The sequence below is a fragment of the Kocuria sp. APC 4018 genome (assembly GCF_030407675.1).
Classification (GTDB): domain Bacteria; phylum Actinomycetota; class Actinomycetes; order Actinomycetales; family Micrococcaceae; genus Kocuria; species Kocuria rhizophila.
Map to the genome: position 1 here is coordinate 13,691 of NZ_JASDCY010000019.1, position 15,805 is coordinate 29,495.

Below are 15,805 nucleotides of genomic sequence, written 5' to 3' on the forward strand. Positions count from 1 at the left end.
TCACAGGCCGAGCAGCGCACGGGCCTCACCCACCACCGTGATGGAGCCGGTGACGAGCACCGCGCCGTCGAACTGCTCGCGGGCCGCGGCGTCCTGGATGGCCTCGGAGCACGCGTCGTCCAGGCGATCGGCCACATGCACCACGTCCTCGTCGAAACCCATGTCCACGGCGATCTCCGCGAGCTCCGCCGGGGGCACCGCCCGCGGGGAGTGGGACGCGGTGCACCACAGCTCCAGCTCGAACTCGTGGTACTCGTCCGCGAGCACCCGCATCATCGTCTCCACGTCCTTGTCCCCCAGCACCCCGACCACAAGGTTGAGCTTGCTGAACGTGAACGCCTCGCGCACGGCCGCGGCGGAGGCCACGAGCCCGTGCGGGTTGTGGGCAGCGTCGAGGACCACGGGCGGAGCCTTGCGTGCGAGCTCGAGGCGACCGGGCGAGGACACCGCGCCCAGACCCTCGCTCACGAGCTCGGGGTTCAGCGGCTTCTCGCCACCGCCCAGCAGCGCCTCCACCGCGGCAATTGCGACCGCCGCGTTCTGCGCCTGGTGGGCGCCGAACAGCGGGAGCATCACGTCCGGGTACTCGCCCGCGAGTCCCTGGACCGTGATGACCTGCCCGCCCACGGCGGTGGTGCGCGCGGTCACGGAGAACTCCACGCCCTCGAAGCGGAAGGGAACTCCCAGCTCCTGCGCGCGCTCGAGCAGCACCTGGGCCGCACCCGGCTGCTGGGCGGAGCTCACGAGGAACCCGTCCGGCTTGACGATCCCGGCCTTCTCGCGGGCGATGTCCTCCACGGTGTCACCGAGGATGTCCGTGTGGTCCAGGTCGACGGGCGTGACCACGGAGACCGCGGCGTCCGCCACGGTGGTGGCATCCCACGAGCCGCCGATCCCGACCTCCAGGACCATCATGTCCACGGGCTCGTCCGCGAACACCGCGAACGCCAGCACCGTGAGGGTCTCGAAGTACGTCAGACGTGGGGCGCCCTCACCCTCCAGGTGGCGGTCCACGAGGTCCAGGTACGGGGCGATCTCCGTGTAGATCCGCACGAACGTCTCGTCGGAGACGGGCTCGCCGTCGATGCTGATCCGCTCGGTCACGCGCTCCAGGTGCGGGCTCGTGTAGCGGCCCACCCGCAGGTCGTGCGCGAGCAGCAGGGACTCGACCATCCGCGCCGTGGACGTCTTGCCGTTGGTGCCGGTCACCTGCACCACCGGGGCGCTGCGGTGCGGGTCCCCCAGCGCGGAGACCGCGAGCTGCACCGCGTCCAGGCGCGGCGCCATCCTGTGCTCCGGCGCCCGGGCCAGCAGCCCCTGGTAGATCTCCTCGACGGACGCGAAGTTCTCGTGCTCGGTGGCGCCGCTCATGCGTCCACCACCGCCACGGTGACGTCCAGGTCCGTGGCCTCTACCAGCTCCAGCTCCCGGGTGAGGGTCTCCCCCTGCACGAGCTCGCGGTGCGCGTCCACCGCGGCCAGCGTCGCGGCGTCGGCGTGGACCGTGGTGCGGATCCGGTCCGAGACCACCAGCCCGGCATCCTTGCGGGCCTGCTGGATTGCACGGACCATGTCCCGGGCCACGCCCTCTGCCCGCAGCTCGTCGGTCAGCTCGGTGTCCAGCACCAGGAAACCGCCGCCGGGCAGCACGGTGACGGCGCGCGCGGAGGACGCCGCGGCGTCGTCGACCACCGTGACCAGCTCGTACTCGCCCTCCTCCAGCGCCACCGAGCCGGCGACGACGCCGCCGTCCTCGGTCACGGACCAGTCGCCCGCCTTGGTGGCCCGGATGACCTGTTGCACCTGCTTGCCGAGCCGGGGACCGGCGGCGCGCGCGTTGACCTTGAGCTCCTGCGAGATGCCGTAGTCGGCGGCCGAAACCTCGTCCGCGTCCACCAGCGTGACGGACTTGAGGTTCAGCTCGTCCGCGACGATCTCCTGGAACGTGCCCGCGAGCGCCTGCGCCCCGGGCACGGCCACGGTCATGCCAGCGAGCGGCTGGCGCACGCGCAGGCTGCTGGCCTTGCGCAGCGCGGAGCCCGCGGAGCAGATGGCGCGCGTGCGCTCCATGGCGGTGAGCAGCTGCTCATCGCGCGGGAACAGGGAGGCGTCGGGCCAGTCGGTCAGGTGCACCGAGCGCCCGCCTGTGAGCCCGCGCCAGATCTCCTCGGTGACGAGCGGCAGCAGCGGGGCGGCCACGCGGCACACGGTCTCGAGGCACGTGTAGAGCACGTCGAACGCCTCGGTGTCCTCCTCAAAGAAGCGCTCGCGGGACCGGCGCACGTACCAGTTGGTGAGCGTGTCCATGTAGGCGCGCAGGCGCTCGGCGGCGGCCCAGATGTCGTACTCGTCGAAGAGCCGCTGGGCATCCGTGACCAGGGCGCCGGTCTCGGCCAGGATGTAGCGGTCCATCACGTGCTCGGCCTCGTACCGCGGCTGGGCGTCGTAGCCCTCTCCCCCGCGGGCGGCGTTCGTGTAGAGACCGAAGAAGTGGTAGACGTTCCACAGCGGCAGGATCATCTGCCGCACGCCGTCGCGGATGCCCTGCTCGGTGACCACCAGGTTCCCGCCACGCAGGATGGGCGAGGACATCAGGAACCAGCGCATGGCGTCCGAGCCGTCCCGGTCCAGGACCTCGTTGACGTCCGGGTAGTTGCGCAGGGACTTGGACATCTTCTGCCCGTCCGAGCCCAGCACGATCCCGTGGGAGATCACGTTGCGGAACGCCGGGCGGTCGAACAGCGCGGTGGCCAGGATGTGCAGCGTGTAGAACCAGCCGCGGGTCTGGCCGATGTACTCCACGATGAAGTCACCGGGGTTGTGGGTCTCGAACCACTCACGGTTCTCCATGGGGTAGTGCACCTGCGCGTAGGGCATGGACCCGGAGTCGAACCACACGTCCAGCACCTCGGGAACGCGGCGCATCACGGACTTACCCGTGGGGTCGTCCGGGTTGGGGCGGGTCAGCTCGTCGATCCACGGCCGGTGCAGGTCCACCTCGCCGGCGGCGTTGCGGGGCAGGCGCCCGAAGTCCGCCTCCAGCTCCGCGAGGGAGCCGTAGACGTCGCGGCGCGGGTGGTTGGGGTCGCTGGACTCCCACACGGGGATGGGTGAACCCCAGTAGCGGTTGCGGGAGATGGACCAGTCCCGGGCGTTCTCGAGCCACTTGCCGAACTGGCCGTCCTTGACGTTGCCCGGGATCCAGTTGATCTGCTGGTTCAGCTCCACCATGCGGTCCTTGATGTCCGTGACGCTCACGAACCAGGAGGACACCGCGCGGTAGATCAGAGGGTTCCGGCAGCGCCAGCAGTGCGGGTAGGAGTGCTCGTAGGAGGCCTCGCGCAGCAGCGCGCCCCGGGCCCGCAGGTCCCGGATCACGGTGCGGGCGACCTCCTTGTCGAACACGTTGTGCCCGGCCAGCTCCGCGAGCGGCGCTCCCTCCGCGAGGGACTCGTCGGTGAAGAACCCGTGGAACTTCCCGCCCTCGTCCACGGACAGGATCACGGGGATCTCGTGCTCCGCGCACGTGAGCTGGTCGTCCTCGCCGTAGGCGGGTGCCTGGTGCACGATGCCGGTGCCGTCCGTGGTGGTGACGTAGTCGGCCACCAGCACCTGCCAGGCGCGCTGCGTGCCGAAGCGCTCGGCGTCGGTGAAGTAGTCCCACAGCGGGGTGTAGCGGATGCCCGCGAGCTGGGACCCGGTGTAGGTGGCCGTCACGGCCTCGGCCACGGCGGCCGCCGGGTTCTCGGCGTCGCCGTAGCCGAGGTCCTTGGCGTAGCCGCCCGCGAGCTCCTCGGCCACGAGGAACCGCCGGCCCTCGAGCTCTCCTGCCCCGGGAACCAGCACGTAGCGGATGCCGGGGCCGACGGCGAGCGCCTCGTTGGTGGGCAGGGTCCAGGGCGTGGTGGTCCAGGCAATGGCCTCGGCGCCGGCGAGCTGGGCGGCCGTCTCGGGCTCGGCGGCCCACGAGGTGTCCTCGGAGAGCCGGAACGCCACCGTCACGGACGTGTCCTGGCGCATCTTGTAGACGTCGTCGTCCATGCGCAGCTCGTGGTTGGACAGAGGCGTCTCGTCCTTCCAGCAGTACGGCAGCACGCGGTAGCCGGAGTAGACGAGGCCCTTGTCGTCCAGGGCCTTGAACGCCCCGATCACGGACTCCATGTAGTCCACGTTGAGGGTCTTGTAGTCGTTGTCGAAGTCCACCCACCGTGCCTGGCGGGTCACGTAGTCCTGCCACTCGGAGGCGTACTTCAGCACGGAGGCGCGGCAGGCGTCGTTGAACGTGTCGATGCCCATGGCCTCGATGTCCTGCTTGTCGGTCATCCCGAGCTGCTTCATGGCCTCGAGCTCGGCGGGCAGCCCGTGGGTGTCCCACCCGAAGCGGCGTTCCACACGGCGGCCCTGCTGGGTCTGGTAGCGGGCCACGAGGTCCTTGACGTAGCCGGTGAGCAGGTGGCCGTAGTGGGGCAGACCGTTGGCGAAGGGCGGGCCGTCGTAGAAGACGAACTCGTTGGAGCCGTCCGTACCGCTGTCGCGCTGGTCGATGCTGGCCTGGAAGGTGTTGTCACGCTTCCAGTAGTCGAGGACGCGCTCCTCGACCGCGGGCAGGTGCGGGGCCGCGGGGACGCCCTGGGCGTCGGGGTCGGTGCTCGCCTTGGGGTACACGAATGAGTCGGACACGGTGCTCCATCCTGAGGGTCTGACGGGTCAGGATGCGAGGACGCTCGGGCGCACGGGGCGCCGGTGGCGCGGTACCACCTCGCTTGTCCGCCGCGCCGCCGGGATGCCGACGACGCCGCGAGCCGCTCGTTGGGGGCTGTCACGGGCCCGAGTCGTCCGGTTCTACTGGGATCCCCACGGGGATCTGTTCTTCCGGAGGGGCTCCCCGGTGATGGCCGGATCAGCGCCCGTGCGCGCAGGGCGCACTCGGCCATTGTACCGCGCGCGGCGCCGGCGTCAGGCGGTCCTCTGCGAAGTGCGCCGCGGGCGTTCGGAGGCGGCCACCAATGGCCCACGAACGGGCACTCCGTCGCTGAGACCACAATGGACCGGGTCCTCCACAACGAACGCCTCCACCACCTGGCACCTGGGCAAGGAAATGCCCCCGACCATCTGGCAATAGGCGCCAGGACAGGAGGCCGGGGGCGGCACCGAAAGGACGATGCAATGCCTGATTCTATCCCACACGGTTCCCGCCTCCACGGCGTCATCGAAGCCGCGGAGCTGCTGGGCATGACCCGCCAGGGCTTCAATGCCTCCGGACAACCCGAGCCGGATGTCTGAATCGGAGACACCCGCGGATGGACCACCGAGACGCGGCGCGAGTGGGACCGCACCCGGAACCGGTGGCAGAAGATCACCGCCGAGAAGCGCGCATCGTCCAGATGTACCGCGACGGGTACAGCATCGCCCAGACCTCCGAGGAATGTGGGATCAGCAATGCCTCAGTGATCCGTATCCGCGCGGCCGAGAAGCAGCGAACAACGTCGACCACATCCGAACCGCCGCTGTCGTCATGGGGAGCCACCTCATAGTTTTCTTGATTGCTGTTGTTTTGAGTCGCCTTAAATGGGTTTACAGCCATCGTAACGCAATATCTCCCTTCGGAAAATTTTAAGGTTTTACTTTCCTCGTTGTTATTTTCTTTTTATCATTTCTCCTCGATTCGATTGGGTATTGTCCAGATACTGCTGTGTTTGATAGAGGGCAACCGGTACCGCCGGATGATCTCAATCTACTAGGGCCCGAGAGTGAGCCCCAACGGGCAAGCGACTTTCCGCCAAATTGGGGGCCAGCACCTAAATCCTACCCCTGGCCAGTTGCTTGGATCATCTCAAATTTTTGGATGCAAATCGCAAGGTACGCGCTCCAGCTACCCGCCGCGAGTCCCGGCACAGTGCGCCTTACCGTTGGGGAAGGCCGGCCTCGCTTGCCCACTGCCCCGCCTCCGGCAGGCGAGCCACGCCCAGCGCTCGCCGTGCGTAACCACGCGTGGTTGTGGCGCAGGGCGCCGATGTAGCAGTAAATGTGCTGGTGCTGACAATCCAGGGTTACATAATCCGGGCAAGGCCCGCGCCCTCAAATTGGCCGGTTGTTTATTACCACCCGGCAAATCCGGACGACCCCGTGAGGGCATAAAACTTTCTCACTCGGCAGGAGGAACCGATCGCGGTAGAAACCTTCTCATCTTCAATGGGTATCAGTGTGAACCAGTCTGGGGGATCTGTCCGCAACTCATTTTTTAAAAAGCAATCCCAGCAACCAATAACCAATAACCAATAACCAATAACCAATGCAAATATTATTAATACAATGACACACAGCAAAGCGATCACAACAAATGGCTGGCCCCGCACGAAATCGCACGGGGCCAGCGTGAAGTTCAATCTATTTAGTTTGACCAGGTAAGGGTTCTAATTTAGAAAAAATGTCTTCAATGTCTCGCTTACCTTGACCCCAATCGTATATCTGCGCGCTAAGCTTCGGTTCGGACGAAATTGCTACTTGCGTTTGCTGTGGAGCGATAGGCGTGAGACTTATAAATATCTTCGAGCCCCAAGTACTTATATTTAGACGTCGTGAGATATCAAAACTTTTTTCACCCACTTGTCGTACGGTGTATTTCGGCGATTCCAGAAGAGCGACCCGTTCCTTTAATTCGTTAAAATCAATATTAAAACAGGTCTTTGAACTTATTGAAGCGCCCTCTGTCTTAAATTCGTACCCCCTAGAGCTTCTTACTTTTTTAGGACGCGATAAAATAATCAGAACGGCGGAAATCAAAATTGGGGTTGCTGTCATAATCAATCCCACGGAAGTTGGAATTCCTGTTGTTATTGTTACCGCCAAAAATATTGCGGACATCAAAACCGCCCACAATATTATCAGTTTTCTTGTTTGTTTGGTAGTAATCTTTAACATATCAACCGAAAAGACTTCCACTCGCGGCACCCACGGCGCATCTCAGCGCCAAGTCATCCACTCCGACCTCATCCTCTGTGCCCTCCAGAGCTGCGGTTGCCGATTCATCTACCATGTCCCCGAGACACCCTCCGATAGCAGCACCAGCAAGGGCACCACCGGGACCTCCTGTTGCCCCTACAAGTGTGAATAACCCAGCAACTCCAGCACCAAGTAGTTGACCAACTGCCTCTTCACGCGAAGCTAAACCCAGGGGGTCGGAGTAGTTGATGGGGTCGTTTCCGGCGAAGGTGTACCGGTTGGCGTTCGCCGGGTCCAGGGGCGCGTCGAGGGTGTCGCGCTGGGTGAAGCGTCCGGTGCCCACGGAGTACCACCGGTACCCGAACTTCACCCAGTTCGTGGACCGGTCGTGAATACCACCCTTGAACTGGAACGGGTTCACCGGGTCCCCCTCACCGTTCTCATCGTTCAGTGCCGGCACACCGTAGGGGTCGTAGTCATAGGCGAAGGTGGTGGAGTCCTGGTTGGTGACCAACGCTTCCGGGTTCCCGATCCCGTCGTAGACGTACAGGCTCTGCACACCCTCGGCGGTGCGCAGCATCAATGGCTGCCCGGTCACCGGGTCGTTCTCCAGGTGAGCGGTCTTCCCGTTCAAGCTCACCTGCTCGACCACGGGCAACCCGAACTGGTTGGTGCGCCCGTACCCGTACTCGTAGTTCCCGCGAGTGGTCTTCTGCTTGATCAGCTCCGACTGGGAACCGCCGGCGTAGGTGTAGGTGAACGTGCCCTGCTCACGCGTGTGGGTCGTCATCTGCCCGGCCGCGTTGTAGGTGAACGTGCCCCTGATGTCCTTGGTCATGTTCCCCGAGGCGTCATAGGCGTAAGCGGGGTTGGTGATCTCGTTCGCCGCGTTGAACGTCAGGTTCGTGGCCTGATACCCCTCGGTCTTCGCCGAGGTCAGGCGGTTGCCGCGTGCGTCGTAGGTGTAGGTGTAGGTCCTGGGATCGGTGCCCCCGGTGCGCACAGCCTTGGTGACCTGGCCCTTGGTGTCGTAGGTGAACACCGTGGCCGAGGAATCCACCGCGTCCTTCACCCACTGGATCTTCGCCCGGTCCGACCCCGCCGCCCCGGCGGTGCAGCCGCCGGCCGGGGTGGTCCCGGCGGTGTAGCAGTAGGTCTTGTCCTGGACCGTGGTGTTCGTGGTCTCCCCGTTGCCGACCTTGGCCACCGTGTGGGAGATGCGCCCGGACTTGTCGTAGTCGGTGTGCTGGTGCGCGGCCCACTTCGTGTGGTCCCCGCCGGGGGTTTCCATCCAGATGTCCGTGCGCCGGCCCCGGTCATCGGTGGCCATGTCCGCGCGCTTTTTCTGCCCGCCGGACTCGTACCAGATTGTCGTCGGGGTGCCCGCGGCGTCGAAGTCGTAGGTGGTGGTTCCACGCTTGTCGCTGACCGAGGTCAGGTTCGAGGCCTTGTCATAGCCGTAGGTGACTTCCTCCCCGGCTGCGGAGTGCCCGCGGGTGGTCAGCCGTCCCATCTCGTCGTAGCCCATGGTGGTGGTCCCGGACCCGTCCACCCGTTTGGTCTGGTGACCGTCCGCGTCGTAGGTGTAGGACACCGCCGGTGTCCCGTCGGAGTAGGACTCCTTGGTGACTCGTCCCATCCGGTCGTAGGCGTAGCTGATCTTGTTGCCGCGCCCGTCGGTGATGCTCGCCGTACGCCCCCACACGTCATACGTCAACGCCTGGGCTCCGAGGGTGGTGCCGGTGACCGGGGTGATCTTGGTCAGCTGCTTGTTGCCGTCGTAGGTGTACTTCGTGGAGTTGGTCCCGTTGCCCGGGGCGGTGGCGGTGGCCACGGTCCCGTCCGCGTTGTAGGTCACCGCAGCCGGTGTCCCACCGGCCTGGGCGGAGGAGAGCATGTTCCCCGCACCGTTGTAGGTGTAGGTGGACTTGTTCCCCGACGGGTCCGTGCCGGAGGTCGGCAGGTACTTCGTGGCCGAGGCCGTGTTCCCGTACTCCAACGAGGACGCCGCCCCGGTGGGCGAGGTGGACTTGGTCAGCGACTGGCCACCATTGGCGCCGAAGGTGTTGGTGGTGGTGCCCGCACTGGCCCCGGACCCGGAGGTGGTCGAGGCGATGTCGAAGTCCGCGGTGTAGGACGCGTCCTTGGAGCGCCCCACCGGGTCCGACGCCTTGGTGACGTGATCGGAGGCATCCAGGGTGAACGTGGAGCGGGGCACCGATCCCACCGGCTGGGACTGGTCCGTGTTCGGACCCGCCACCAGGGTCTGGGTGTCCGAGGCGTAGGCCAGGCGGGTCACCGCATTCTGCCCGTCCCCGGCCACCCGGCTCAGAGCCGTCAACCGGTTCGTGTCGTCGTAGGTGAACTCGGTGGTGTGGCCTTCCGGAGAGGTGACCTTGCGGACCTGCCCGTTCACGGACTCAAAGGTGGTGCGCTGGCCCTTGGCGTCGGTGAACGCGGTGAGGTTGTTCTTCGCGTCCTTCTCGAACACCACCGCCCGCGTCTCGGTTCCCGAGGTCTGGGAGACCTTCACCTCGCTGGCGCTGGTGGTGATCGTCGCCGTGCGCGCCCCGGCCGGTCCGGAGGACCCGGTGACCTTGGAGAGCACCCCATTGGTGTAGGTGTAGGTGGTCTTGTTCCCGTTACGGTCCGCCACCGAGGTCAGCTGCCCGTCAGCGTTGAACGTGGAGACCTGCGCGGTGGTCCGCGAGGTCAGGGTGTAGCCGGAGGAAGTCTTCACCAGGTCAGCCTTCACACCCTTCGGCGGGGTGAACGCCGCACCAGAGGCCGTGAACTTCGCGGAGAACCCGTCCCCGCCGGTGTAGAGCATCCCACCGGAAACCGTGGTCAGGGACCCGGAGCTGCCCGCGGTGAGCTCGAAGCCCTGCGGCAGCGCGGAGGACTCGGAGTGGTTCGGGGACTGGGAGTTGTTCACCAACCCCACCGCCCCCACCCCGGAGATCGGCAACCCGGCGATGGAGAGCATCACGTTGCCGGTTCCCACATCGACCGAGGCGTTCACCGAATCGGTGATGCTCACCGGCAACCGGGTCGCACCCGGACGGGCACCGAGCTTGCCGATCGTGGACTGGGCACCCGACGAGGCCGCCGGAACCGCGGTGGGAACCATCACGGCTGCGGCCGGGCCCACACTGGCCAACGCCAGTGTGGCCGCCACCGACAGCGCGGTGACCGCCCGTGCTGGGCGGCTGGCCCAGACCCGAGCAAACGATGATCGTGGGGACGATCCTGGACTCTGGAAGGCGCAGGGGGTAGCGCCGTAAAACTGCTCGGACATGGGGGGCTCCCGTCATTGGAAGTAGCAGTGACCTGAGAGTAGCCCCAGAAAACCCTCCACAGAGCCAAAAGTATGAACTGGGTCACGAAAAATTTTCCGTGTCGCACCGCCACGGAACGGCAACCGCCGCACCATGCGCCGTCGAGCCCTCCCGCCGTTCACTCCCTCCCCAGCGTCGCCACCCGCCCCACGAGGATCACGGCCGGGGCCTTCACACCGCGCTCGGCCGCGAGCGCCGCAATGGTGGCCAGCTCCCCCACGGTGGTGCGCTGGGTGGGGGTCCACCCGCGCTCGACCACCGCCACGGGGGTGTCCGCGGGGTAACCCGCCGCCAGCAGCGTGGCGCTGTTCCCCGCGAGTCCGCGCACCCCCATCATGAGGATCAGCGTGTGCCCCTCGCGGTACGGGACGTGGCGCAGCTCCTCGTGGGCGGTGATGACCGTGAACCCGTGGGCCATGTCCCGGTGCGTCACGGGGATCCCAGCGGCCGCGGGCACGGCGATCGCGGAGGTGACCCCGGGGACCACCTCGGTGGCGATCCCGTGGGCGTGGCAGAACTCCACTTCTTCCCCACCGCGGCCGAACACGTACGGGTCGCCGCCCTTGAGCCGCACCACCCGGTGCCCCGCCCGGGCCTGGTCCACGAGCGTCTGGTTGATCCGGTCCTGCGTGACCTTGTGGTAGCCGGCGCGCTTGCCCACGTCGATGATCTCCGCGTGCTCCGCGAGCGCCGGGAGCAGGTCCGTGGGGCCCAGCCGGTCCGCGACCACCACGTCCGCGCCGGCCAGCAGGTAGCGCCCGCGCACCGTCAGCAGGCCGGGGTCCCCGGGTCCACCACCCACGAGGGCCACGGTTCCGGGCTGCTGCGCGTCCAGCGACCCGGGTGCCCCGGGACGTCGCGCTCCCACCGGGACCTCCCCGGTCTCCAGGCGTGCCGCGATCCACGCGGTGGCGGCCTTGGCCCGGCGTGGGTCGCCGCCCGCGTTGACGGCCACGGTGACCCCGTGCGCGCGAGCAACGGCCGGGACCCACGCGCTGGACGCGGCGGCGTCGCCGCCCGTGACGCAGAAGACCCGGTGCTGCTCGGCGGTGCGGGTCACGAGGTCCTGGACGGCGGGCGAGTCCGTGTGGGCCAGCACGAGCCACGCCCCGGCCACGTCATCGGGACGGAAGCCCCGGCGATGCCACGTCAGCTCCCCGTCCTCCGCGAGCGCCCGCAGGTCCTCGTGCGCGTCCGGCGCCACGAGCTCGACCGCAGCGCCCTCGGCGAGCAGCGCGGGGACCCGGCGCGCGGCCACCGGCCCAGCACCCACCACGAGCACCCGGCGGCCGGTGAGGTTCAGGCCCAGGGGGTAGGTCATGGGCGGGGCACTCCTGAGCGACGGCGGGACGGAAACCGCCATGCTACGTGCGGCTCCATGGCCCCGAACCACGGCCGTCACGGGACGTCACACTCCCCCGGACGGGCCTCACTCGGTCGCGGTGCCCTGCTTCCAGTAGCCCATGAACGAGATGTCCGTCTTGGGCACGCCGCCGCTCACGCACATCCGCCGCAGGGACTTCACGGCGGAGGACTCCGCCGCGAGGAACCAGTACGTGCCGCGGCCCTCGGGGCGCGCCGTGGCCCACACGAACTCGGACTCGTCCTGCCAGGACGCCAGCTCCGTGTGGCCCACCGCCCAGTACCGGCGGGCGTGCTCCGCGAGCCGCTCCCACAGCCACAGCTCCAGGGCCAGGTTGCGCTCGCGGGCGCCGCGCGGCAGCCAGGCCCAGACCAGCTCGGTGCCGCCGTCCAGGACCACGCGGTGGGCGCCGGGCTCGTCGCACGACGCCGCCCGGGCCAGTGCCCGCGGACCCGCACCCGGGACAGCGTCGGCCTCCTCGGGGACCTCCACGGCCACGGTGATGGAGCGCGGGGGCTCGTACGCCCCGCCCGCCGGGCGGTTGACCCGAACCCGCTGCTCCACGCCGTCCACGATCGCGGAGATCGCGGGCAGTGCCGTCTCGTCCCCCGCGATCACCACGTCCTGGCCGGCCGCACGGCCGTCATCCCATGCGGCCCACCACGCGGAGTCGCCGGAGGGTACGAGCAGCCGCGCGGAGTCCCCTGCGCGGACCGTGTCGCCCCACGCGGCACCCGGGCCCATGCCGTGCTCGGCGTCCCCGTGCAGCACCACGTCGATCGCGAGCTCCGGCACCCGCTGCCCCGCGAGCTCCACCGTGGTGGCGTCCCGCACGGTGTAGGTGCGCATCCACCCGGCCTCCTCGCGCGGAGCGGCCATGAACTCGCGGCGCCAGCGGGCCATGTCGGCGACGTCCACGTCCACCGCGCCACCGGCGGGAGGGATGAGCAGCTTGACGTAGGAGTCCGCCCGGGGCCCGGGGCCCTGCTCGCCCCACGGCATGGTCCTCAGCTGCTCCCCCGCCACGTGCACCCGCACGAGGTGCTCGCTGAGCTCCTCGCGCCGGGTCACCGTGGCGTCCACGCACGCCAGCTGCATCGTCACTCCACCTCGTTCGTGTCATCCGTACCGGAACGCGACCGGCCCGCCGACAGCGGGATCACCACGCGGGCGTCGGTCACGGGATCGTGCAGCACGCGGGCGTCCATGTCGAACACGCGACCGACCACCTCGTCGGTCATGACCTCCTCCGCCCCGCCGCGGGCCACCACCTGGCCGGCCTTCATGGCCACGAGCACGTCCGCGTAGCGCGCGGCCAGGGACAGCTCGTGCAGCACCATCACCAGGGTGATCCCCCGGGCACGCTGCAACTCGCACAGGATGTCCAGGATCTCCACCTGCCGGGCGATGTCCAGATAGGTGGTGGGCTCGTCCAGCAGCAGCACGTCGGTCTGCTGGGCCAGGGCCAGGGCGATCCACACGCGCTGGCGCTGGCCTCCGGAGAGGTCCGTCACGTGGCGGTCCATGAGATCGCGCAGACCGGTGAGCTCGAGCGCCTCGGCCACGGCGGCGTCGTCCTCCGCGCGCCAGCGCCCGAAGGCACCGCGGTGCGGGTGGCGACCGCGCGAGACCAGCTCCCGCACGCTCACCCCCTCCGGCGCCACGGGGTCCTGCGGCAGGAAGCCCACCGTCCGGGCAAAGCTGGTGCGGTGCCAACCGCGGACGTTTTCCCCGCCCACGAGCACCTCTCCGGCGGTGGGGGTCAGCTGGCGCGCGCACGTGCGGAGCAGCGTGGACTTGCCGCAGCCGTTGGCGCCCACGAGCGCCGTGACGCGCCCCGCCGGGAACGTGACGTCCACGTCCGTGAGCACGGGTGCGCCGCCGTAGCCGGCACGCAGTCCGCGCACGGCCACCTCGGACGACGCCGCCCGGACGGTCCGCGCGGCGCTCGCCGCTTCTGCGGGCCGGGCCTCGTGCCGCGGGCTCGCCGCGGTGTCCCTGAGCTCGTCCTCGGGGCTCATGCCTCCGCCTTTCCTCGTACGATGAGCAGCCACAGCAGCACGGGGGCGCCGGCAGCCGCGGTGACCACGCCCACGGGCAGGGCCAGGTTCGGGAGCGCCTCGGCGGCCACGTAGTCCGAGACGACCATGAGCACCGCACCCACAAAGGTCGCGTGGTGCGCGTGCCCGGCCCCGCCGCCGATGCCGCGGGCGATGGGCGCGGCCATGAAGGACACGAACGCCACGGGCCCCACGGTGGCGGCGGCCACAGCCACGAGGGTCACCGCGAGCGCCAGGGCCGCGAGCCGCACGCCCTGCACCCGCACGCCCAACCCAGCGGCGAGCGCATCCCCGGTGCCGAGGGCGTCCACGGCGGGCGTGAGCACCGCGCACAGGGGCAGCAGCACGAGCAGGCAGAGCCCCACCTGCGCGATGTCCTGCCACGAGGCGGCATTGAGCGAACCGGTGAGCCACTGCATCGCGTCCTGCGCGGCGTAGATGTCTGCACGGGTGAGCACGCCGTTGATGGCCGCCCCGGTGAGGGCACCCCCGGCCACACCGGTGAGCACGAGCTTGCCGATGCTGGCGTGCGCGCCCCCGGCGGCGAGGATGACCGCCAGCATCAGACCGAAGCCACCCGCCAGCGCGCTGACCGTCACCGCGGCCCCGGAGAGTCCCGCGGTGATCGCCACCACCGCACCGAGTCCCGCGCCGGAGGAGACGCCCATGATGTCCGGGGAGGCCAGCGGGTTGCGCAGCACGCGCTGGAACAGGTGGCCCGCGAGTCCGAAGGCGGTGCCCGTGAGGATTCCCAGGACCGTGCGGGGCAGGGTGATCTGCCACACGATGTAGTCCGCCGGGCCCTCGTAGTCGTGGGCCAGCACCGCAAGCAGGTCCGGAACCGCCACCACGTACTTGCCGAGCGCGATGCGGGCGAAGGACGCCACGGCCAGCACGAGCAGCAGCAGGAGGGTGACCCTCCGGGTGCGGCGACGCGTGCGAGCACGGCCCGAGCGGACGGCGTCGACCGTCTCCGCACGGGACGGGAGCTGCAGCGCTGCGCTCATGCCGCCACCGTCCTACCGCGCAGCACGGCCACGAGGGCAGGGGCGCCGATCACGACCAGGGCGATCCCCACCTGGATCTCCCGGTCCGGGACCAGCACGCGGGCCACGACGTCCGCGAGCAGCACGATGGCCGGGCCCGCGAGCAGGCACGCCGGGATCACCCGCCGGTAGGAGACTCCCACGACCACGCGGACGGCGTGGGGCACGAGCAGCCCGCAGAACACGAGCGGGCCCACCAGGGCGGTGGACGTGCCCGCGAGCAGCACCACGGCCACACCGACCAGCCCGCGGGTCAGGGCCGGGTGGGTTCCGAGCCCCCGGCCCAGGGCGTCCCCGAGCGTGAGGGTGTCCAGGGAGCGGGCCAGGCACCACCCGAGCACGAGACCCGCGACGACCACCGGGGTGGCCGCCACCAGGAACGTGCCGTCCGGGCGGGTGAGCTCTCCCACCTGCCAGCGCCGGAAGGTGTCGAACGTGGCCTGGTGGCTCAGCAGGACCGCGCTCGTGAGCGCGGTGAGCCCCGCGGACACGGCCGCACCCGTGAGGGCCAGGGTCACGGGACGCGCCCCGCCGCGGGCGGCAGTGGCCAGTCCGTACACCGCGACCATGGCCACGGCCGAGCCCAGCGCGGCCAGCCACAGCTGGTTTGCCACACCCGACAGCCCGAACAGCGCACCCCCGGTGACCACCGCGAACGCGGCACCGGCCGTGAGCCCCAGAATTCCCGGATCGCCGAGCGGGTTGCGGGTGGCGCCCTGCAGCAGAGCACCTGCCACGGACAGGGCCGCCCCGGTGAGCACCCCGGCGGCAGTGCGCCACACGCGGGACTCCACCACCGCGCCGTCGAGCGGGGGCACGCCCGGCACGGCGCCGGGATCACCGCCGAAGGCCTGCGGCACCACACGCCACGTGCTCGCGAGGTCGATCGGGCGGGCGCCGCACGAGATCGAGAGGACCACCGCCACGAGGAGGACGACCGCCATGACGAGCCACGGCAGGACCCGGCGCCCCGGGCGCCCTGCACGGGAGATGCGCGGGACGTGGGCGCCGCCGGCGGTGCCGGAGCGTGTGAGGGAGGGGCTGGCGGGCACGGAGG

10 protein-coding genes are annotated in these 15,805 nt (G+C 68.9%); 1 reads left to right on the plus strand and 9 read right to left on the minus strand.

Annotation, left to right across the window (positions count from 1 at the left end):
- Together QL985_RS05350 and ileS are read right to left on the minus strand one after the other, a co-directional pair.
- Complete coding sequence (locus QL985_RS05350) at nucleotides 1-1,371, minus strand: folylpolyglutamate synthase/dihydrofolate synthase family protein (protein WP_259906044.1); 1,371 nt, start codon at nucleotides 1,369-1,371, stop codon at nucleotides 1-3.
- Entirely contained in the window at nucleotides 1,368-4,679 is a 3,312-nt protein-coding gene (gene ileS, locus QL985_RS05355; RefSeq protein WP_290147595.1) for an isoleucine--tRNA ligase, read from the minus strand. Before ileS ends, QL985_RS05350 begins: the two co-directional genes overlap by 4 nt.
- A gap of 620 nt (nucleotides 4,680-5,299) precedes the next feature.
- On the opposite strand from ileS, the gene QL985_RS12110 reads away from it, so the two are divergent.
- Complete coding sequence (locus tag QL985_RS12110; protein ID WP_121845736.1) at nucleotides 5,300-5,533, plus strand: helix-turn-helix domain-containing protein; 234 nt, start codon at nucleotides 5,300-5,302, stop codon at nucleotides 5,531-5,533.
- Nucleotides 5,534-6,386: 853 nt separating this feature from the next.
- Here QL985_RS12110 and QL985_RS05360 read toward each other — a convergent pair.
- From QL985_RS05360 to QL985_RS05390, 7 genes are all read right to left on the minus strand, one after another.
- Nucleotides 6,387-6,941 carry a hypothetical protein gene (locus QL985_RS05360; protein ID WP_259906042.1) on the minus strand — a complete coding sequence of 185 codons (555 nt, stop codon included), beginning with the start codon at nucleotides 6,939-6,941 and terminating at the stop codon, nucleotides 6,387-6,389.
- Complete coding sequence (locus QL985_RS05365) at nucleotides 6,922-10,071, minus strand: RHS repeat-associated core domain-containing protein (RefSeq protein WP_259921740.1); 3,150 nt, start codon at nucleotides 10,069-10,071, stop codon at nucleotides 6,922-6,924. The genes QL985_RS05360 and QL985_RS05365 overlap by 20 nt, the downstream gene beginning before the upstream one ends.
- A 326-nt stretch (nucleotides 10,072-10,397) precedes the next feature.
- Nucleotides 10,398-11,600, minus strand: a complete 1,203-nt coding sequence (gene cobA, locus QL985_RS05370; protein ID WP_259906039.1) for a uroporphyrinogen-III C-methyltransferase — start codon at nucleotides 11,598-11,600, stop codon at nucleotides 10,398-10,400.
- A gap of 108 nt (nucleotides 11,601-11,708) precedes the next feature.
- Entirely contained in the window at nucleotides 11,709-12,740 is a 1,032-nt protein-coding gene (locus QL985_RS05375) for a siderophore-interacting protein (protein WP_259906046.1), read from the minus strand.
- Nucleotides 12,741-12,742: 2 nt separating this feature from the next.
- Entirely contained in the window at nucleotides 12,743-13,663 is a 921-nt protein-coding gene (locus QL985_RS05380) for an ABC transporter ATP-binding protein (RefSeq protein WP_259906037.1), read from the minus strand.
- The gene (locus tag QL985_RS05385; protein WP_259906031.1) at nucleotides 13,660-14,709 is read right to left on the minus strand and encodes an iron ABC transporter permease; all 1,050 of its coding nucleotides are present in this window, start codon (nucleotides 14,707-14,709) and stop codon (nucleotides 13,660-13,662) included. Before QL985_RS05385 ends, QL985_RS05380 begins: the two co-directional genes overlap by 4 nt.
- Nucleotides 14,706-15,800, minus strand: a complete 1,095-nt coding sequence (locus tag QL985_RS05390) for an iron ABC transporter permease (protein ID WP_259906030.1) — start codon at nucleotides 15,798-15,800, stop codon at nucleotides 14,706-14,708. Before QL985_RS05390 ends, QL985_RS05385 begins: the two co-directional genes overlap by 4 nt.
- Nucleotides 15,801-15,805 lie beyond the last annotated feature (5 nt).

What these genes read in the sequence shown, in the direction of transcription:
- QL985_RS05350 (WP_259906044.1), bottom strand. Translation starts at nt 1,371, where the DNA reads ATGAGCGGCGCCACCGAGCACGAGAACTTCGCGTCCGTCGAGGAGATC.
- QL985_RS12110 (WP_121845736.1), top strand. Translation starts at nt 5,300, where the DNA reads ATGGACCACCGAGACGCGGCGCGAGTGGGACCGCACCCGGAACCGGTG.
- QL985_RS05365 (WP_259921740.1), bottom strand. Translation starts at nt 10,071, where the DNA reads ATGGTTCCCACCGCGGTTCCGGCGGCCTCGTCGGGTGCCCAGTCCACG.
- cobA (WP_259906039.1), bottom strand. Translation starts at nt 11,600, where the DNA reads ATGACCTACCCCCTGGGCCTGAACCTCACCGGCCGCCGGGTGCTCGTG.
- QL985_RS05375 (WP_259906046.1), bottom strand. Translation starts at nt 12,740, where the DNA reads ATGCAGCTGGCGTGCGTGGACGCCACGGTGACCCGGCGCGAGGAGCTC.
- QL985_RS05380 (WP_259906037.1), bottom strand. Translation starts at nt 13,663, where the DNA reads ATGAGCCCCGAGGACGAGCTCAGGGACACCGCGGCGAGCCCGCGGCAC.
- QL985_RS05385 (WP_259906031.1), bottom strand. Translation starts at nt 14,709, where the DNA reads ATGAGCGCAGCGCTGCAGCTCCCGTCCCGTGCGGAGACGGTCGACGCC.